At 62.1% G+C, this 18,603-nt stretch carries 16 protein-coding genes and 4 pseudogenes; 11 read left to right on the top strand and 9 right to left on the bottom strand.

Annotation, left to right across the window (positions count from 1 at the left end):
- Nucleotides 1-103 precede the first annotated feature (103 nt).
- On the bottom strand, nucleotides 104-1,396 hold the full coding sequence (locus SB822_RS45365) for a tyrosine-type recombinase/integrase (RefSeq protein ID WP_410857745.1): 1,293 nt from the start codon (nucleotides 1,394-1,396) through the stop codon (nucleotides 104-106).
- A gap of 208 nt (nucleotides 1,397-1,604) precedes the next feature.
- Between SB822_RS45365 and SB822_RS45370 the strand changes: the two genes are divergently transcribed.
- The 6 genes and pseudogenes from SB822_RS45370 (at nucleotide 1,605) to SB822_RS45395 (ending at nucleotide 5,286) form a co-directional block, all read left to right on the top strand.
- On the top strand, nucleotides 1,605-2,705 hold the full coding sequence (locus SB822_RS45370) for a DNA-binding protein (protein WP_410857762.1): 1,101 nt from the start codon (nucleotides 1,605-1,607) through the stop codon (nucleotides 2,703-2,705).
- On the top strand, nucleotides 2,705-2,944 hold the full coding sequence (locus SB822_RS45375; protein WP_410857746.1) for a hypothetical protein: 240 nt from the start codon (nucleotides 2,705-2,707) through the stop codon (nucleotides 2,942-2,944). The genes SB822_RS45370 and SB822_RS45375 overlap by 1 nt, the downstream gene beginning before the upstream one ends.
- Before the next feature lie 14 nt (nucleotides 2,945-2,958).
- Nucleotides 2,959-3,123 (top strand): hypothetical protein, encoded by a 165-nt coding sequence (locus SB822_RS45380; RefSeq protein ID WP_410857747.1) that lies wholly within the window; start codon nucleotides 2,959-2,961, stop codon nucleotides 3,121-3,123.
- Nucleotides 3,124-3,216: 93 nt separating this feature from the next.
- Nucleotides 3,217-4,283, top strand: a pseudogene (locus tag SB822_RS45385) (DNA-binding protein).
- Between the two features lie 5 nt (nucleotides 4,284-4,288).
- A complete protein-coding gene (locus tag SB822_RS45390) occupies nucleotides 4,289-4,705 on the top strand; it encodes a ferritin-like domain-containing protein (RefSeq protein ID WP_410857748.1) in 417 nt (138 codons plus the stop codon).
- 221 nt (nucleotides 4,706-4,926) lie between these two features.
- Entirely contained in the window at nucleotides 4,927-5,286 is a 360-nt protein-coding gene (locus tag SB822_RS45395) for a YqjD family protein (protein ID WP_410857749.1), read from the top strand.
- Nucleotides 5,287-5,697: 411 nt separating this feature from the next.
- Here the strand turns inward: SB822_RS45395 and SB822_RS45400 are convergent, their stop codons facing one another.
- The 3 genes and pseudogenes from SB822_RS45400 to SB822_RS45410 all read right to left on the bottom strand — a co-directional run bounded on the left by SB822_RS45400 (nucleotide 5,698) and on the right by SB822_RS45410 (nucleotide 8,778).
- A complete protein-coding gene (locus tag SB822_RS45400) occupies nucleotides 5,698-5,982 on the bottom strand; it encodes a ParB-like protein (protein ID WP_410857763.1) in 285 nt (94 codons plus the stop codon).
- Between the two features lie 7 nt (nucleotides 5,983-5,989).
- Nucleotides 5,990-6,298: pseudogene (locus SB822_RS45405) on the bottom strand (ParB/Srx family N-terminal domain-containing protein); the annotation flags it as partial.
- Nucleotides 6,299-6,600: 302 nt separating this feature from the next.
- On the bottom strand, nucleotides 6,601-8,778 hold the full coding sequence (locus SB822_RS45410) for an ATP-binding protein (protein ID WP_410857750.1): 2,178 nt from the start codon (nucleotides 8,776-8,778) through the stop codon (nucleotides 6,601-6,603).
- 714 nt (nucleotides 8,779-9,492) lie between these two features.
- On the opposite strand from SB822_RS45410, the gene SB822_RS45415 reads away from it, so the two are divergent.
- Nucleotides 9,493-9,867, top strand: coding sequence for a cupin domain-containing protein (locus SB822_RS45415; RefSeq protein ID WP_410857751.1), 375 nt, complete (start codon nucleotides 9,493-9,495; stop codon nucleotides 9,865-9,867).
- Nucleotides 9,868-10,217: 350 nt separating this feature from the next.
- The gene (locus SB822_RS45420) at nucleotides 10,218-10,376 is read left to right on the top strand and encodes a hypothetical protein (RefSeq protein ID WP_410857752.1); all 159 of its coding nucleotides are present in this window, start codon (nucleotides 10,218-10,220) and stop codon (nucleotides 10,374-10,376) included.
- Between the two features lie 413 nt (nucleotides 10,377-10,789).
- Here the strand turns inward: SB822_RS45420 and SB822_RS45425 are convergent, their stop codons facing one another.
- The 3 genes from SB822_RS45425 to SB822_RS45435 form a co-directional block, all read right to left on the bottom strand.
- Entirely contained in the window at nucleotides 10,790-12,202 is a 1,413-nt protein-coding gene (locus tag SB822_RS45425) for an ATP-binding protein (protein ID WP_410857753.1), read from the bottom strand.
- Between the two features lie 173 nt (nucleotides 12,203-12,375).
- Nucleotides 12,376-12,783: an Hsp20/alpha crystallin family protein gene (locus SB822_RS45430; RefSeq protein WP_410857754.1), complete on the bottom strand. Its 408-nt coding sequence runs from the start codon at nucleotides 12,781-12,783 to the stop codon at nucleotides 12,376-12,378.
- A 12-nt stretch (nucleotides 12,784-12,795) separates the two neighbouring features.
- Nucleotides 12,796-13,236: an Hsp20/alpha crystallin family protein gene (locus SB822_RS45435; protein ID WP_410857764.1), complete on the bottom strand. Its 441-nt coding sequence runs from the start codon at nucleotides 13,234-13,236 to the stop codon at nucleotides 12,796-12,798.
- Nucleotides 13,237-13,486: 250 nt separating this feature from the next.
- Here SB822_RS45435 and SB822_RS45440 point away from each other — a divergent pair, with 250 nt between their 5' ends.
- Together SB822_RS45440 and SB822_RS45445 are read left to right on the top strand one after the other, a co-directional pair.
- Nucleotides 13,487-13,870, top strand: a complete 384-nt coding sequence (locus tag SB822_RS45440; RefSeq protein WP_410857755.1) for a hypothetical protein — start codon at nucleotides 13,487-13,489, stop codon at nucleotides 13,868-13,870.
- Between the two features lie 155 nt (nucleotides 13,871-14,025).
- Nucleotides 14,026-15,347: pseudogene (locus SB822_RS45445) on the top strand (IS4 family transposase).
- 337 nt (nucleotides 15,348-15,684) lie between these two features.
- Here the strand turns inward: SB822_RS45445 and SB822_RS45450 are convergent.
- Entirely contained in the window at nucleotides 15,685-16,200 is a 516-nt protein-coding gene (locus SB822_RS45450) for a DUF421 domain-containing protein (protein WP_410857756.1), read from the bottom strand.
- A gap of 209 nt (nucleotides 16,201-16,409) precedes the next feature.
- Nucleotides 16,410-17,002: pseudogene (locus SB822_RS45455) on the bottom strand (ParB-like protein).
- 1,083 nt (nucleotides 17,003-18,085) lie between these two features.
- Between SB822_RS45455 and SB822_RS45460 the strand changes: the two are divergent.
- Nucleotides 18,086-18,376: a c-type cytochrome gene (locus SB822_RS45460; protein ID WP_410857757.1), complete on the top strand. Its 291-nt coding sequence runs from the start codon at nucleotides 18,086-18,088 to the stop codon at nucleotides 18,374-18,376.
- Nucleotides 18,377-18,603: the final 227 nt, after the last annotated feature.

Raw genomic sequence — 18,603 nt, forward strand, 5'->3', positions numbered from 1 at the left:
TGAGCGCAACTCCAAACCAATATGACTCACATTGGGAGATCCCGCCTGAGCAGTGGCTCCTACACTGTCCCGCCGTCCATCTCCCTGGCAGCCGGTACTGGCGTCACCAGTCAATCCGGTGTTTCTCGTCGGTTTCCTGATGCCGGCGATCCTCGTCCACGTGCAGGTAGATACTGGTCGTGGTCAGGGACGCATGCCCGAAGTTGTCCCGCACGTGTCGCAGGTCCACCTGATGGTCGGCCATATGGGAACCGGCGCTGTGCCGTAGCCAGTGGGCCGACGCCTTTTGCAGCAGGTCGGCGCGCACTGCATGTTCATCTCCCCGTTCGCGTAGCCGTTCAGCCGCGCGGGCGAACACATCCTTGACGATCGTGTGCACGGCGGCGCGCGTGAGCGGCCGGGTTGAGGGGGGCTGCGTTGTGTCCCGCGTCGAACCGTTTGTGCGTCCTGCCGTCTTTGCGGCAGTCCCATCCGCTGTGCTGCCCGCAGTGCTACCGATTGGCAGGACGAGTGGCGTGGCCTCGTTGGGTGAGGGAAGGGCTGTCATGCCCAGGGACTGCCGGTAGCGCGAGAGCTCGGTCATCAGTTCACGCGTCGCCGGCACCAGCCTTTCCTTGTCGCCCTTGCCGAGCACTGTCAGCCACCAGCGCATCGTACCGTCGCGATCGCGCCGCACGAAGAACTGCCCCATGGTGTTGCTGCCGGCTTCGGCGATGCGCAGGCCGCCCAGATACAGCAGCGTGAAGAGCCACCGCACGCGGTGGTAGTGCGCGCGTTCCCGGGCGGTCTCCTGGGGCATTGACGCAATGAAGTTCTTGACCTCCTGCCACAGGCCGGGCTCCAGATAGCGGGTGATGCGCGGCGCGATCTTGCGGGTGCGCTGGCGCGACAGCGCGAGCGGGTTGCCGGCCAGATACCCGGCCTGGACCAGCCACGAAAACAGCACATTCAGGATCACCATCGCCTGACGGACGCTGGCCGGCGACAGCGGGCCGTGAAAGGGCCGCCAGCGGGCGTCGCCCCGCGGATGCTTGCGGCCGCCGCCCGCGCCGGCGTTCGCAACCCAGGTGGTGGCCGGCTGCGGATCGGCGACGAAGCGCTGGTAGCGCAGGCAGTCCTCGTGGGTGAGGGACGAGAGCGGCTTGCCCAGCTGCACGAGCGACCAGAGCAGCAGCCGTTCGGCTTCCTTGCGGTAGCTGTCGAAGGTCGTCCGTTTGTCGGCGAAGCGCGCGAGCCACGCGCGGATCGCCTCGAGATCGTTCGCGGCGGCGATCTGCGCGATGCCGCCGGTGGCGCGGTTGGTCCCGGCGTGGCCGTCGAGTGCAGCCGGGATCACGAGCCTTTCCAGCGGGGCGGGGTGCACCAGCACCAGGTTGGCTGACGATGGCGTGGACATGACGGTGAGCCTTTCCGGGAAAGGTGAGCGTTTGCAGGAGCGGGTCTGAAGCCAATCTGTCCCTGTATAAATGGTGCAGCAGGCCGCGGCACGATTATCCCCGTATTTTCGACATTATGGGGTTAATGTCAAATTACCGCTGTTGGGTAATTGGATATGATGCGTTTTACGTTGTATTATCAACGCATTGAAACGTCTTTTCATCTCCATGTCCGGTGATCTGTCCGGTGATCTGTCCGCCATTCCACCCGATCTGCCGTCCGATGACGCCCGCCTCGCGGCCGACATCGAGCGCCTGAAAGCCGAATTCCCGAAGACGCGCGAGCTGTACCGCGAGGTCTGCGCGCTGCTGTTCTTCCGCTTCGGGCAGACGCCGACCGCAAACCGGCTTTACCAGCTCGTGAAGCGCGGCAGCATGGGCACGCCCGCGGCGGTGCTCGGCGAATTCTGGGCGGAACTGCGCGAAAAGAGCCGCGTGCGCATCGAGCACCCGGACCTGCCCGCCGATCTCGGCGCGGCGGCCGGCGAACTGGTCGCGACGCTGTGGACCCGCGCGACCGTCTCGGCGCAGGCGGAACTCGACGCGCTGCGGGCGGAAGTGGAGGGCCAGCGCGCGGAAGCCGAACTGCGGGTCGCGGCCGCGCGGGACGAGCTGGGCCGCACGGAGACGGCGCTCGAGCAGCGCACCGCGGCGCTGCTCGCCGCCCAGGTCGAAGTCCGGGAACTGGAGAAGGCGCAGGCCGAGGGGCAGGCGGCACGGCAGGCGCTCGAGGCCGAGGTCAGCCGGCTGAAGACCGGGGCGGCGGCGCGCGACCGCGATCTGGAGAAGGCGCGCGACGGATTTTCGCGGGATCTGGACAAGCTGCGCGAGACGGCGGAGCGCGCAGAGGAGCGCCTGCGTGCGTCCGAAAAGCGCGCGCTGCTCGAGATCGACCGCGAGCGCGGCACCGTCGCGAAGCTGCAGAAGGAAATCGACGAGGCCACGAAACGGGCCGACCGGCGTGAGGCCGAACTTCGTCGTGCGGTCGAGGCGCTGCAGGCGCAGCTCGGTGACGCGCGCCATCAGGCTGGCGTGCTGCAGGGGCGCCTGGATACCGTGCAGGCCACCAACGCAACGTTGCAGCAACAGCTGGCGGCACGGCGAGACGTGGATGACAGCGGAGGCCGGCCGACGCGCGCGAAGGCTGTTCCGGCACGCCCGACTGCGACGCGTCCAGCGCGGACACCGGGCACGGCGCGCAAGATCCCGGTGTCCTCCGCCCCACCCAGCAAGACGGCGGCACGCCGGAAGAAGCGGGGCCAGGTGTGATGGAATCAAAACCTCGCGTGCGGCAAGTGCGGTCCGGGCGAGCCGGGCGCAAGGCGCCGGCCTGTCCGCCGATCGGCGCGCTGATGCGCTATGGCGAGCGGATCGTGCGCGTGATCGCCGAAGCGAGCGGCCAGCGCGTGATCATCGAGTCGGTCAATGAGGACGGCCGTGCCTTTCGCAGCACGGTGAAGTGGGCTAATCTGGTCCGTCTTGAAGGGCAACTTTTCTGGGCGCGATGACCATGCAGCCAACCATGCAGCAGCTCGATATCTTTGCCGACAGCCGTGACGTGATGTTGCGCAACGCCGTGCTTGAAGAGTTGCAGCGGCGCGACGGGGATGGCGCACGAACGGCCCTGGATCAGCTGGCCACCGAATTTGGGGTAGTCGTCCTTTCCGTGCAAAATCTGGCGCTTTGAATCGAAAACGCCATACTAATCAATGACTTGAGCAATCATGGTTCGCTCGGCAGTCGCCGACACGCGGCGCCTTGCTGCAAGCGGCTCTGCGCGATGCTACCGCCAGAATTTGCACGGAAAGGACGACTACCCCATGACGCGCGCCTTGCGGCCGACATTGAGCGCCTGAAGACCGCCTTCCCGAAAACCCCCGAGCTGTACCGCGAGGTCTGCGCGCTGCTGTTCTTCCGCTTCGGCCAGACGCCGACGGCGAACCGCCTCTACCAGCTGGTGAGGCGGGGCAGCATGGGCACGCCCGCCGCGGTGCTCGCGGAGTTCTGGGCGGAACTCCGGGAAAAGAGCCGCGTGCGCATCGAGCACCCGGACCTGCCGGCCGATCTGCGCGACGCGGCCGGGGAACTGGTCGCGAAGCTGTGGACGCGGGCCACCGTCTCCGCCCAGGCGGAACTCGACGCGCTGCGCACGGAAGTGGAGGCACAACGGACTGAAGCGGAGCAGCGCGTGGCCGCGGCCCCGCGGCCACGCGGCGAACTGGAGCGTACCGAAACGGCACTCGAGCAGCGCAGGTCGAGGTTCGTGAACTCGAGAAGGCGCAGGCCGAGGGCCACGCGGCGCGGCAGGCGCTCGAAGCCGAGGTCAGCCGGCTGAAGGCCGAAGTGGTCGCGCGTGACCGCGAACTGGAGAAGATGCGCGAAGGCTTCTCGCGGGATCTGGAAAAGTTGCGCGCGACCGCCGAACGCGCGGAAGAGCGCCTGCGCGCCACGGAAAAGCGGGCGCTGCTTGAGATCGACCGCGAACGGGGCGCCGTCGCGAAGCTGCAGAAGGAATCCGATGAGTCCACGAAGCGGGCCGACCGGCGCGAGGCCGACCATCGCCGCGGAGTCGAGGCACTGCAGGCACAACTTGGCGACGCGCGTCATCAGGCGGGCGTAATGCAGGGGCGGCTCGATGCCGTGCAGGCCACGAACGGGATCTTGCAGCAACAGATCGCGACACTTCGCGAGGCAGACGTGTCCGAGGTCCGAACAGCTCGCGCGAAGGCGGTTTCAACACGCTCGAGTGCGACGCGTCCAGCGCGAGCACCGGGTTCGGCGTGCAAGATCCCGGTGTCCTCCGCCTCACCCAGCAAGACGGCGGCACGCCGCAAGAAGCGGGGGTAGGCGCGATGGAACAGAAAACACGCCCGCGCAACGGGCGAACCGGGCGAATCAGGCGTAAGGCCCTGGCCTGTCCACCGATCGGCGCGCTGATGCGCTACGGCGAGCGGATTGTGCGCGTCGTCGCCGAAGCGAGCGGCCAGCGCGTCATCATACAGTCGGTGAACGAAGACGGCTGCGCCTTCCGCAGCACAGTGAAATGGGCTAGCCTAACTCCACTCGACACGGCTCTGATTGCCTCGGCACAAAGGGTCGAGCATTACGAAATAGCGGCGTACGGTTCACTCATTGCGCTGGGCAAGCAGCTTGGCGAAACGACCGCAGTCCAGCTACTGGGCGAAACGTTGAAAGAAGAGAAGAGCACGGACGAAAAGCTCTCGTTACTGGCCGAAGAGAAAGTCGCGGCGGAAGCGCTTGGCAAATAGCTCTAGGGTTCCGCGCTGCGTCTCTGGCATTAAGGACGCCAATCCCGAGGTGCTTGTATGCCGGCGCGGCGCCATCGATACGCGCACCATGCGGGAATTACGTCGAAATTGAACTGTTGCTACCAAAGCGGCGTGGCCGCGCCGTTTGGAGTGGTGAGGCCAGGTGACCGGGCACAGACGCTTTGCATGGCTGCAGTCCGTCATCGTTACAGGAGGAAATTGTGAACACCGCAAACACGGAAACAACAGGCCCGTCCGAACATGAACTGTCGTCGGGCGCGCGTTGCGACAGTTCTGCGGGCGGGAAAAGCCCGGCCGCTTTCGCGCAACCTGCTGCGAACGAGTATCCATTTCCAAAAAGCGATGATGAAGCTGGAAATGCCGTACTCCGTGACGGTCAGGGAGCAACGGTTACCGTGCAGGTAATCAAAGGCCGTTTCGCCGAGGCACGCGATTCTGTCGCCAGCAGATATCGCGATGCATCGCAATCGACCGACGAGTTCGTTCGCCATAATCCGTGGAAGTCAATCGCCTTCGCGACGCTCGGCGGGATTATCGTGGGCATGCTCGCCGCACGATAGGGGGCGGACGCGCCAAGGACAACGCGGCGCCTCGGCGCGTCTGATAGCCGTCGGTTCTTTTCCCGTCACGCGAGCCGGCGTGGCCTTCGTGCGTGGTATCTGGTCAAGATATGTGGTCCGAGTCCCTGCCGCCTCGCCAGCACCCCTACTCCCGCTTCCAACCCGGCTCCCGTACCCACCGCTCGGTTACAACGGCGGTTCCATCGAGCACGCGCGCCGCATAGGGCTTGTCGTGACTATCGAGGATGGCTATCCAACGCGAGGCGAGATTTTCCTCCAGCGTTTCGAGTACGTCGATGTGGATGCCGGCTCCGGCGACCCTCGATGTGAGGGTGAAGCTGACTTCGGCGGCCCGGTCGATTAGCGCTGCGTCCGCGCTCAGGACTTCAATCGTGTATCGCCTCGTCATGGTCATTCCCTCTCTCGCATGAAACCGGGCAGGGCCCTCGCTTCGACCAGCCGCGAGCAGGTAAAAGCTTCTGCCAGCATCTGCGCTAAGCCGTCGACGGCAGACGGACGCAAGGAAATGCGCTGTCGGAAGTAGTCCGCCCAGGCGAACTTCGCGTTGAATTCGCCGGGATTCTCGAAGACGCCTGCCGTTCGTATAAAAGCTGCAGGGCTCTGGAAGACGTCGTCCGCTTGCCCAACGGATTCGGGGAGCCCGGATTTTGGAATTCTGCCAGTCAACAAGCGCATCGAACGGATGCAGCCAGCCGTGCTCTGACATGCTCTGCAGAAACGGGTCTCCGGCGAGACTGCTGAAATCTTCGGCAATGTTAACTGGCGCCTCGGGCAAACCCATGTCGAACCATGCGCGCGCCCAGTGATGATGGTCAATGACATGCAGACGGCCGGTAGGTCCGCGCACGACCTTTATCGCCTGGTCCTGGGCGAACGAACGCCTGCTCTCGGGAGGCAACGCGAGAAAGCTCGCTCTTTTTGCCAGCACCTGAACGTATCCGATTGCGCCCTGCGTCGGCCGCAGGCGATTCCACTGTGCCAGGTGAACCACCTGTCATCGCTCGAAGCCGGACGGTACCCGGACTTTGAATCGTCCTGCATGTCAGCCCTCCTTAACATGGGTGAGACGACTAGAACAAGGAGTTGACGGCCATGAGAGGTCAGCAAGCGGCGCGCCGCGCAGAGTAAATCTCGGCTGAAGGCCTCGCTTTACGGTCTCGTCAGGGCGGAGAATGCGCGCGTCAAGATTCCGGGTGAGGTTCGAGATAGCGTCCGCGGGGCTTCAGGCGTCGGCGGGCTTGAGAAGAATTTCTGGCGCTTTTGGAGTCAGCAAGGCGTGAGTCCCAGGCTTTTCTAGGCGAAGAGCGGTTCAAGGTCTCCGACGTCGAAAGGCTTGGCGAAGATGGGAACACCAGTATTTCGGGCCCTCTCCAGTTCATCGGCATAGCCCGTCATCAATGCGAGGGGTTGCTCCGGGCGATTGGCCTTCAACCATTCGGCCAGGTCAATGCCGTTCAATTTGCCCGGCATCTGGACGTCGGACAGCACGAGCCTGAACTGCTGGCCTGTCTGCAGGGTCAGCAGGGCATCGTCCGCATTCGCCAGACGGGTCACGTGATGTCCCATTAGTTCGAGGACGGCCGACAGCCCGGCCGCAACCTCATCGTTGTCTTCGACCAGCAAAATCTCATTGGCCGCAAATTCCGTTCTGCGTCCCGGGTCGCCAGCGGCATGTTCGGTCACCGCAATGTCGCGAGCGACCGATTTCGGCAGATACAGCCGGACCGTCGTGCCAAGCCCGGGCGCGCTGGTGATTCGCGCAGTACCCCCGCTGCGCTCACAGAACGCAAGCACCTGGGTCAGCCCGAGGCCCGCGCCCGTGCCGTTAAGTTTGGTCGTGAAAAGCGGTTCGAAGGCGCGGTGGGCAACTGCCTGCGTCATGCCAATGCCATCGTCGGAAACCGAGACCAGTACAAACTCACCCACTGGCACCCCTGCAGCGTCCGACGCGGCTTCGACGTTCTGCGCGCGTATCCGGAGTTTGCCGCCGCGAGGCATCGCTTCGCGGGCGTTAAGGGCGAGGTTGATGAGTGTGAGCTCCAGTTCCGCGTAGTCGCAGCGAATCTGCCACAGTTCCTGTGCGATATCGATGTTGACGGAAATTGCATCGCCGACTGTTGCCTGTAGCACGCGTTTCAGACCGGGAAGCGCCGTTGCGGGGTCGACCTGTGTCAACTTCAGCGGCTGCTTCTGCGTGGCTCCCACCAGGGTGCGAACCAGCCCCTCGACACTGTGTGTCGCGCGCTCAACGGCGCTCACCTCGGGAGCGACGTCGGTGAATCCCTTGCTTCTTGCAATGGCCATATTCGATTTAACGGCCATCAGATGGTTATTGAACTCGTGCGCGACGTTGGCCACGAGATTTCCAAGTGCGCCCATCCTCTGCAAATGTCGCCCCGACGCTTCAGCCGCCAGTCGTCGCGAGGTCTCGCTGCGCCATTGCAGCCATGCTCGCTCCTCGGCGGATAGTTGACGAAGCGAGAATCCGAGCAATGCCCAGATGGCGGCGCACGGCAGAACTGCAAGGCCGCAGAGCAGGAGCAAATGCCGCTGCCAGGCTGATATCAGGCCGCCTACAGGGAAACCGGCGGCGACAAACAGGCGATAATCACCGACACGCCGGTAGGCCACGAAGCGCTTCTGATGGTCTCCAAAGCGGGCCGCCTGGAGGTGGCCTGCATACTCGTTGCGCGTAAAACCTTCGGTCAGGGCCGGCGATGCGAGCGCGCCAGCCGGTATTCGGACATTCGGATAGCTGGCAAGCAAGGCCCCATCAGCTCGATACAGGCCGATGAACCCTTCCTCGTCGTTTTGTAGCAGCTTCTGGTAGAACCCGAAAAAATAGTCGCGCCTCAGCGCAATAGACACGATGCCGAGAAACCGGCCGTCGGATGCCGAGCGCGCTTTTGCCGTATTGAACACGCTGGTCCCTGAGATGCTCGCGGCCATCGGCAGAGACACGTAAGGCTCGGGCCGGTAGTGCTTCGCCGCGACAAAATCGGCACGCGTTCCGACGTTGACCTGCGGTACAGGAAAATACCGACTGCTTGCCAGCAGGGTCCCGGATTCCCCAAAGGCCGAAATCGCGACGACCTGGGGAAAATTTCCGGCGATGGAGTTCAGCTTGCCGTGAACGGCCGCCTCGTTCTGGCTGACCTGGCCGTCTGTCATGTCGTCGAGCAGTTCCTCGACCCGCGAGGCCAGTTCGGTGTTCAGGTCCATTACCTTAAGTGCCTGCTCCTCAGCGACGCGGGCCATACGGTCGCTTGCATCGGCGGCTTCATTGAACCGGCGTTGATAGTCGTAGTAGCCGTAACCTGCGAGACAGCCAACCGGTACGAGCACCGAGACGGCCAGCAGAAAGAGCAGAACCTTTCTGGTTGCGGCAAAGTTCCGCGACGGCGGCGGCAGTTCGTTGGGAACCGGGTCGTCGCGCGGGTCGGTCCCAAGGTCTTCTGGAGTCGAGTTCATTTGCGTTTGGCCGAAGCAGGGCGAATGGACGCTCAAAAATCCGGACGGATTCTCCCGGGTCGTGCAGTTGCGCCTGCGGGGCGTCGGGGACCGCTGAACCGGCTGGGTCCAGCACTTTTTATGCCAAATCCCTACCGCTTGCTTGTGCCGTACGCGAGCACAATGGGTGAGACGCCGATACCATGCACGCGAGGAGAAGTCCTGTGAGGCAGGCAAACTTTTCCAGGACGTTGCGTAAAAATTGACATGGCCCGTGCGGGTGACGTCAGAGGCAGCAGGTACCACCCAACTCGTCACCTTCGGACGTGCCATTCGTGTCCTGTGCAAAATCTCATCGCGCTTCTGCGCGACGACGCCACATGTTGTCCTCAGAAGAACGCTGTGATTTTTGCAAGGCTCGGGTGGACATGTGCCCGGAACACATCCGCTCTGACCAGGCGGGCCTGCGGGCGTGAAAACGAGGCGAGAGGCTCAATTCGACTCCGCGATAGGCAAACGGACCGCGCAACGGTGCGAGCTGGTTCGGCATGCTGACGCGATGCCCTTGCTCTACCACCATGCCTTGACGCCCGGGTCGGCGGGCGGGACACTCAACGCGAGTCGCTATCCGGCCGACGGCTCGCGCGGCGCCGAGTAACACGGACCTCCGGGATTTCACTCTGACGGGTCGCGTTGAGCGCGGATTGCAACACAGGCCGCGTGAGGAGAAACCTCGTGGCATCTGCACTGTCGTTTTCACGACTGTTCTCAGACGCACTTGGCGAAAGTCATTTTGCGTCGGTAAATGTCGAACTGGTCACCCGCGATTTCGCGCCCCCCGCTCCATCCTTTGACGTGTCGGATTTCGCGGCTGCAACCCGCTACGGATTCTTGCGCGCGCCCAGCGGATGGGTCGGCGACCTTCATCCGTCGCCCATGCGCATGTGGGTATTTGTTCTCAGTGGGCAAATTGAGTTCGTGACCAGTGACGGTGAGCGACGTCGCCTCGCAGCAGGGAGCGCGATACTGCTTGAGGACACCACGGGCAAGGGGCATCAGAGTCGTGTCATCGGCGACGTGCCAACGCTTCTCGCCGTGGTTCAAGTCTGACGTCGAGGTTCGCGTTGCAGGGGCGCAAGTTCATGCCGTCGCGTCACGTCATGCCCGAGAAGATGTCAGTCCGAGCTTTGGATAGGCCCGCTATGTCATGGCCGGGCCCTCTGAACAGGGCGAGAGCCGCGTCGGGCGCGCGAAGCCGCACATGTAGCCCAAACGCAGTTTGGCCAATTCGTTGCAGTCAACTCCGCGGCCGTAGTCTCGTGGCGACAAACGAGAGCATCCGGCAGTACCCCTCAAGGCTGGAAGGGTTTTTCGCCGGTGTCCATGCGACTCTTGATTCTTGCCAGTATGCCACCTATTGTGGAAGGTGCCATGTCGGCACGAGTCGTAAGGAGTGCATCATGCCATCGCCCAGAAAGGCCACACCTGCTCACGGAGCTGAAGCCGAGATGTCGAGCAAGAAGAAGGTAGCCTCGCCGACGAAGGCCACCGGAAAAGGGCAGGGCGAAAAAGGCCCACAAATGACCAGGCAGCGCCCCAAGAACAAGTCGAAAGCATGAAACGGAAACGCCCCAGGAAACGGGGCGTTTCCATTTGCTGGCGCGGCCCATTGGCTTAACGTGCAAGGGAAGTACTGACGAAGAACGTCGCGACGAGGAAGGCCGCGCCGCGTCCGGGAGCCGCTGAGCATCAACGCCCTTTCCGCTGCTAACTTTCCCGCGAGTCCCGGGCCGAAGTTTTGCGGTGCTACGAACCCGCCGACACCGCTTCCACCACCGCCGGCATTTGTTCCCCGACGTGCGAGTACGGCGGCGGATGTACCCATGCCCGACGCCGTCACGCGACCGACCGGACCATGCGTGGAGGCAGCCTGCGTGGGCCGCCCTCAGGAGGGGTTCCGACGGGTAGTGCCCGGAGGATGTCGATTTGCAATGAAATTGCCGGGAGGAACTTCGATGGCCCCTTTCGGCAGTCAATTGTTCTTTCCTGCCAGGGCGGACGGCAAGACAATCTGAAGCCGCTCAAGTACCGGAAGCACGACCGTTACCGTGGTTCCTGTCCGTCCGTCGCCACTCGCAATGGAGACTGTTCCACCATGGCATTCAACCAGGTACTTTACAAGCGCGAGTCCTATTCCCAGGCCGGAATCCGCCATCGAGGGCCGCGAGCCGAGCTGCGTGAACATGTCGAACGCGTAGGGAAGCTTCTCAGCGGGAATGCCATACCCGTCGTCCGCCACTGTAAATTTCACTGAGCCCGGGGACAGTATGGCGTCCTGGTCAGCCGGCTGTTCGACAACAGCGGCGATTTCTATGTGGCTGCCGTCGGGTGAGTACTTGGCGGAATTGCTGAGCAGGTTGACGAGTACCTGCGTCAGACGGGGCGCGTCCGCGTGCAAAGTGACAGGCGCGAGCGGAGAATGAACCGTCAGATGGTGCTTGCGTGCGTCCATTGCAGGCTGTACCGCATGAACGGCATCCCACACGATATCGGCAAGCTGACAGGCGCCCATTTTCACCTCCACCTTGCCGTAGCGGATGCGGGACGCGTCGAGCAGGTCATCAATCAACCGTTGAAGTCGTCCCATCTGCCGTTGCGCTATTTCCAGTGCACGCGTTGCGGCACACCCGCTTGTCCCGGGGCGATTCAGAATCTCCAGAGACGAGACGACGGGAGCAATGGGACTTCTGAGCTCATGACTGAGCGTCGCGATGAAAGCGTAGGTCCGCTCTTCGGTCCGACGGAGGGCCTGCTGGGCTTCCTCTGCTTCTGTCGCCCGTTTCTCTGCCAGTGCCTGCATACGGGTAACCTGCATCGCGGCCCCCGTAAAGTCCGCGAGGCTCGTTAGCAAACGCAGGTCCTCAGCGTCGAAGCGGCATGCTTCGTCGTGCGACATGACCCAGATGGCGCCCCACGGCCCGTCACTAATCGGGATGGGAACGAGCAGGGCTTCGACAACTGGTGGCGAGACTGTTTCTATCGACGGGAAATAACGTTGAGGCGTCTTGAACAGTTCGGGCTTGCCCATCGCCAGCGTGACGCCGCACAGACTGTCTCCAAACGGTTGATACGTGTCAAGGAGGGGGGCGCAGTGACCTGCGAGCGCCGCCCACCTGAAGCTCGCCAGTTTGTCCGGGGGAGACTCCAGTACACTGATTCCGGCACTGCCAGCCCGGCAGAGCCGGGCCGCCTCCGAAGCCAAAAGCTCGAGCATCGCTGCGTCGGACGTCGCGAGAGCATGGGCAAGCCGTCTGAGCACCTTGGCTTCCGCCCCATAGTCCGGACGGCGGCTTGCACGCGCCGAGAGCTCGTCGGTAATCAGCGATTCCTTGTGAGCTGCACGTATGCCGACGGCGGTCGAAGACAGGTCAATAGCGAAGTTCATGGCCGTAACAAATCAATGCGAACGCAGCTATTCACGCCTGGACAGGCGTGCAGTGCCGGGCGGTTGAACCGCACCGGCGCAGCAATCCTGGTTCGACTATAGCGCAACGGACGACCGCCAAACCGGCAGGCGCCACCAGCTTTGCGGTCGCCGCCGCACCCGGGAGACCGGCTTCAGCCTGCACGGACCTCAATGCGCCGCGGCTTCGCCTCATCGCGGCGCGGTATCGTCAGTTTCAGCACACCATCCTTCAGCGCAGCCTCAATCCGCGATGTGTCGAAGTCGTCACTGACAGTGAACCGGCGCGAAAAGTAAGGCGCACGCACCTCGGCATGCGACAGCGCCAGGTTCGGCGGCACGGGCACCATGGATTCCGCCTCGATGGTCAGACTGCCATCGTGGACCTTGATGTCCAGCTTCTCTTTCGATACGCCGGGCAGGTCGGCCAGCAGCGTGACCGCGTGAGCGTCTTCGAAGATATCGACCGCCGGCGTCAGCGCGGCGCGACGACGTGCTTCATCCGATTCGGCGCGCGTCACCGCGCCCTGGTCACGTTGGGCGATTTGCGTGTTGTCGCTCATGATGTCACCTCGTCACTGGACGGTAATTGCGCGGGGTCTGGACGCTTCGCGCTTGCCCACAGAAATCAGCAGGCAGCCGTCGACGTAGCGCGCCTGCACCTTGTCGGGGTCAGCCTGCTGCGGCAGTTCGATGACCCGCCGGAACGACCCGCTGAAGCGCTCCTGCGCGTACTGGCGTGTGCCTTCTGGCAGCTGTGCCTCGCGGGTCGTCCGCTCGCCGGCAATCGAGAGCAGACCTTTATCGATGGAGATATCGAGCTTCGCAGGCTCGACGCCGGGCGCAAACGCGACGATTTCTATCGTATCGTCGGTTGTGCCGATGTTGATATGAGGAAATGTGCCGAACTGGCTTGAACGAAGGCTGGACGGGAAGCCGCCGAACAGGCTGGACATCTGGCGTTGCAGCCGGTCCAGTTCACTGAAGAGGTCGGTCCGAAGGTAAACGTCACTCATGGTTGCTTTCTCCTCAGCGGCGAGGAGACAAACCGGCATACGCGCTTCAGTCCGGTTGCCCCGTGCCGCGGACAATCAAGGTTGAAACACGCAGCGCCCGCAAACGGGTGTTCACGAACGACTGGTGAGCGATGCTAAAGATAGGTCGCGCGAAAAGATTTTCAAGAGCTCGTGACCAAAAAATTTTTCGTCTTGAAAATCCGCTTGCCGCCTATACAGTCCGCACACCAATGCTCACCGGGAGACGACCGTGGAATTCGATACGGACTGGAGAACGCTTGGCAAGCACCGCATCAAGCTGCGCTCCACCAAAGGCTTTCCGACCGAACTGATGCAGCAGGTCGCGGAACTGACGCGACTAGCCGTCGACAACAATATGAGCGCGCGGGCGCGCGTTGTCGAAATCGTCTTTCGGCACGAGAAGGCGTACGACGTCACCATCGGAACGACGCTCGTGGAAGACCGGATTTGCGCCGCCCAGCTTGAGAGCGCCATCGCCACCGTGATGGGTTTGCTGTCCGAGCAGGTCAACATCTTTGTCCAGGCCGTCACCCAGGACGAGGTCGACCTGCATTTCGGAGTGTACGAACGGATGCTGGCGGAGAAGCTGGGCGCCGTGCCCCCGATACAGTGATAGAGCGCGATTCGCGAAGGGCTCTTATAGCCAGCCCTTTCAAGGTCTTTGCGCGGCAAACCTGGTAACCTGGCGAGATGTTAAGGAGCGACAGGTACGAAGGGATGTTCGACGAGGTGATGAAACATTTCGAGCAGCAGGCACCGGTATGCGTGATGGCACGCCTGGCACTGCAGAGAGCCATTGCACCGCAATGGATCGACGAGGTGTTCGCCGAGCATCGGCAGCGGCAATATCCACGTGAATTGCTGTTCTCGACGGTGGTTGAACTGATGACGCTGGTGTCGCTGGGACTGAGTCCGTCGCTGCACGCTGCAGCGACACAGACCAAGCCCCTGCCGGTGTCGCTGGCCGCGCTCTACGAGAAGGTCAACCGCACCGAACCCGCGATCCTGCGTGCCCTGGTACAGGGCAGCGCACAGCGTCTGGAGCCGGTGCTGGCGGCGTGGCCATGCCAGCCCAGCGTGCCCGGCTGGCGTGTGCGGGTGCTTGATGGCAATCACCTGCCAGCCAGTGAGAAACGGCTGGCGGCGTTGCGCGAGCAGCGTGGCGCGGCGTTGCCGGGGCACGCGCTGGTGGTCTACGAGCCGGATCTGGGTCTGGTCACAGATCTGGTCGCCATCGAGGATGCGCACGCGCAGGAGCGCTCGGCCATGGCTCCATTGATCGACTGCGCCGGCCCAGGCGAACTGTGGCTGGCTGACTGAAACTTCTGCACCGGGACCATCCTGCAGGGCTGGCATCAGGCACAGGCCTGCTTCATCGTGCGCGAACACGGCCGCAACAGCCCGGCGCTTGCCAGCAGTGGGCCATGGGTGGGCGGTGCACGTATCGGACAGGTCAGGTGCGAGAGCAACGCATTGACCTGAAGGCTGGCTTCGTCTGGCGTCGCATCGAGCTGACGCTGGACAAGCCGACTGAAGCGGGCGATACCGTGATCCGGCTGTGGAGCAACCTGCCTGCCACGGTGGGCGCACACGAGATTGCCCGGCTGTATCGCAAGCGCTGGCGTATCGAGGGCATGTTCCAGCGACTCGAGTCGGTCCTGCACAGCGAGATCCGCACCCTGGGTCATCCACGTGCCGCGCTGCTGGGCTTTACCTTCGCGGTGCTGGCGTACAACGTGCTGGCCACGCTCAAGCGCAGTGTTGAAGCTGCACATGCTGCCGCCGATGAAACAGGTGCAGCGCCGCCGGACGTCTCGACGTATTACCTCGCCGTGCAGATTCGCAGCCAGTATGAGGGCATGCTCATCGCGCTGCCGCCAAATGAATGGTCGCACTGGAGCGATGCCACGCCCGACGTGATTGCCGGCAAACTGCTCGAGCTGGCACGCCGCGTCGACCCGATTCAGGTGCGCACACGCAAGCGTGGCCCCAAGACCCGCAAACCCGCACCCTATGTCGAAGGCGCGGTAGCCCGCGCCCATCACCGTACCGCTCGCCTGCTTAAACGCGCCAAAGGCGGGACATCTTGATCAAGACCTTGAAAGGGCTGGCTCTTATAGCGGGGGAAATATCGTTCTAGCTGGCATCTTTGCGGCGGGCGCCGTCGCGCGGCGGAAGGCTTTTCGGCCGTTTCGCTGAAACTGCATTGAAAACGGAGTGCACCTAGCCTTGTGACTTATGACTAAAAAGGGGAGGGTAATCCGGTCAGTTCGAGGACGCATCCGCTATTGACGGAGAAGTAGCTACGACAGAAGCGGTGGACACGATGCGTCGCTCAAAGCACGGGCATGGTCCTTCGGGTCCAGTACGATTCGGAGCCACGGCGACAGCATATCGCGGTCGGAGTCCGCATATCGGACCTGTGAGTCAACTTGTTTCAGGGTTGCCGGTGTCAGGCTTCTTGCGGATAAGGCTTACTTGCCCGTTGCGTTCAAGAATCGCCAGTTGCACTTCTTCGAGGTCAAGCGTATTCAGTTCCTGCCGCGCGGTCTCGAACACGTCTGTCCGTGTGATGAGTGCGGCGGACATCTGCTTGCTGTTGAACTGACCGTCCTTAAAGAGTTCTCGTTCGACGCCAACCGCGAGAGTCTCCAGTCGCGCTGAATGGACGCATGCCCACCCAAGCGCGCGATGTATAAGTACCATCACGAGCGATGCAACCAGCGTCGGAATGGCGGGAGAAGCGCCAACGATGACGCGGCTTAACGTTGCGCCCAGAAGTATCGCGACCACATAGTCGAATGGCGAACGCTGTCCAAAGGAACGTCGGCCCGATATGCGAATGAAAATGAGAGCCGCGAAGCATACGGCGACTGTCCGGGCGGCCATCTGCAGGGCATCGAGGTCCTTTCCTTCCCCAAATATCGATATCACCACATCCATTTGGCTTCTCCGGTCCGGCATGTGCCGGATAACGACAAACGCGGTCAGGTCGCTGGACGCCGACGATGCCCCGCCTGGCGAGGCGTGAAACAGGTGCCCCCACCACCAGGCACTGTCAGCCTAATGGCCATGTCGTCCCGTCACGTAGCATGTCCACGAGATACCGCGAAGGCCTGGTCTTCAACTGCAGGCGAGGGGTAGTTGGTTTATCAGTCCACTGGTCCCACATAACCAGGAAGTCCAAGCGCAGCCTTGCTTTTCGCGAGTTTCACTGCTTTTTTACCAGCACATCGTACCCGGCATCGTTTTTGGGTGGTGGCAGCCGACTGCGGAAGAAATCGGACCATCGGAATTCTTCGAGCGGCACGGAAGTCTTCTCGTATCCACCTGCATCGCGTACCGACGCCGACAGGCTCCGGAATTCGTCGTCGATGAGTTCCCACACGTGTTCGCGTATTTCGGCGAATGCCACGCGCTGGCCATCAGCGTCGTACGGGTAGGTCCAACGATTGTTTTCCATGGTAAGCCAGAATTCGGCCTCAGAAAGCGACGAGAGGTCGCTGACGAGGACAATGGGAACGCGTTTTACGTTCGCGCGCCATAGCGCAGTGGCAACGTGATGGTGGTCGATGACGAACGGAGCGCCACGAGGACCATACACGACAGGAACCGGCTTTTCCGCGATAGCCATTTCCAGGTGATGCCCCGTCAACGACCGGTATGCTTTCGTCTTGTCGCGTATTTCCCGCATGCCGTGCGTTACCTGGGTCGGCCGCAACCGGTCGATTTTTAACGTGTTCATCTCTGTCTCCACTCCCGCCCTACGCTAGTGGCGGCGCCGCCAAGCCGGACACATCTGAATTAAAGATGACCTGCAATTGGGAAGTAGCAGAGGCTGTGCCGCACCGGGCACATGGTGTGAGGGCCCGCGGACGCGGTGCAGATTCACATTTTCCGAGGCGAGAGCCAGATGCGCCTTATGCCGCAGAGCAGGCATGTGAACTGGTCCTGCCGGAAATTCGTCTGGACTGACGCCCCACGACGCTTTCGCAAACGGTACCTTGCTGGTTGGAGCCCTCGGTCGGAGCGCCACACGCTATTTGGGCACACGCTCCCATGTCAGTGCGAAGTTCTGTCATCAAGTTTCGGCCCCTTCAACGTACCTCGGCTCGGCCTTCAGAGTTTGACCCACGGTGCAGCAGCAGTTGATGAGCAGCGCACCGCTTTCCGCCGGGGGCGGTCATCGGGGTTTTCATGACACGTTCTCCTGCCAGACCGATTATTTGCCCACGAATGGAGCATTTGTTCAAATGGCTGACTTAAATTCGATGTCGGATCACCGCTCAGAACGCGAAACTGGACACAGTTGATTGCCGACGCGCTTGGGGTACCGATGCGCCGGCCGCCCGACACGAAAGCATCGCTGCGCTCGGGCCCGCACGTTTGGGGTGGTTAGCGGCCGACGGCGATTTTTCGGTCGTTGTTCGTACGCCCTCGGCATCGCAAGAATTCTTTCCTGACAATGAGCGGCGTTCAATACTTTTGGAGCGCTTAGCGTCGTTCCGAGCTTTGTACAAGAAGATGCGGCCGCTTTTCCCAACGTGACCCGTAGCTAACATTCGACTACTGTGGATTTTTCATTGCGCGACCGAGGTCGTCACGGGAGATGAATTTGCTTCCGGTAATGGTGGCGAAATTGCGTGACGCCCGCGGGCGGCAAGAAATCGCTCGTGCACAGACGAGACGTATTGCACACATTGCTACCGAACTTGATCCCAGGGAAAGAGGGTGCTTGAGTATTTGAATACCGTGCTCGATGAAGTTGACGTTGCCGACCATAGGCTCGGCGTAAGCGAATCGATCCAGGCCTACTCGGGAGCTTTTCATGAAGCGTACGTTTATCGCAGTCACATTGCTGTGGATATCCACCTCGGTCGTGGCTGCACAGCCAGACGGGAAAGCCCTCTACCAAGAAAATTGCGCCAGTTGTCACGGCCAAAACGGCAAGGGCGACACCGGACCGAAGCTCGTTGGCGATGCGAGTGAATGGAAGACAAAACTCTTTGAGAGGGCGGTGCTAAATGGCATCGACGATCAGGGAAAATCGCTCAAATCCCCTATGCCACACTGGTCAGGCGCCAGTTTCAAAACGGACAGTCGCGCCAAGCAAAGCTGAGGTCGACGCGATCCAGCATTACCTTCGTACGCTAAAGTAGTGAGTACCCAATCTCCCGGGCTGTGATAAGGGGCAATACTGGCGAGGCGGCCGGCACGGAAGGGTTTTGTCGCGCTAAGGGGGCAGGAGTAAAATCGAAGTTGATATTTTCCCGAAGTGAAGCGTGAGATGAAGAAGGCGACTGCGAGACAAGCCCTGCCTGCCGGCGTAGCGAAGGTACTCAAGCG

Source organism: Paraburkholderia sp. SIMBA_054 (genome assembly GCF_046534875.1).
Lineage (GTDB): Bacteria > Pseudomonadota > Gammaproteobacteria > Burkholderiales > Burkholderiaceae > Paraburkholderia > Paraburkholderia hospita.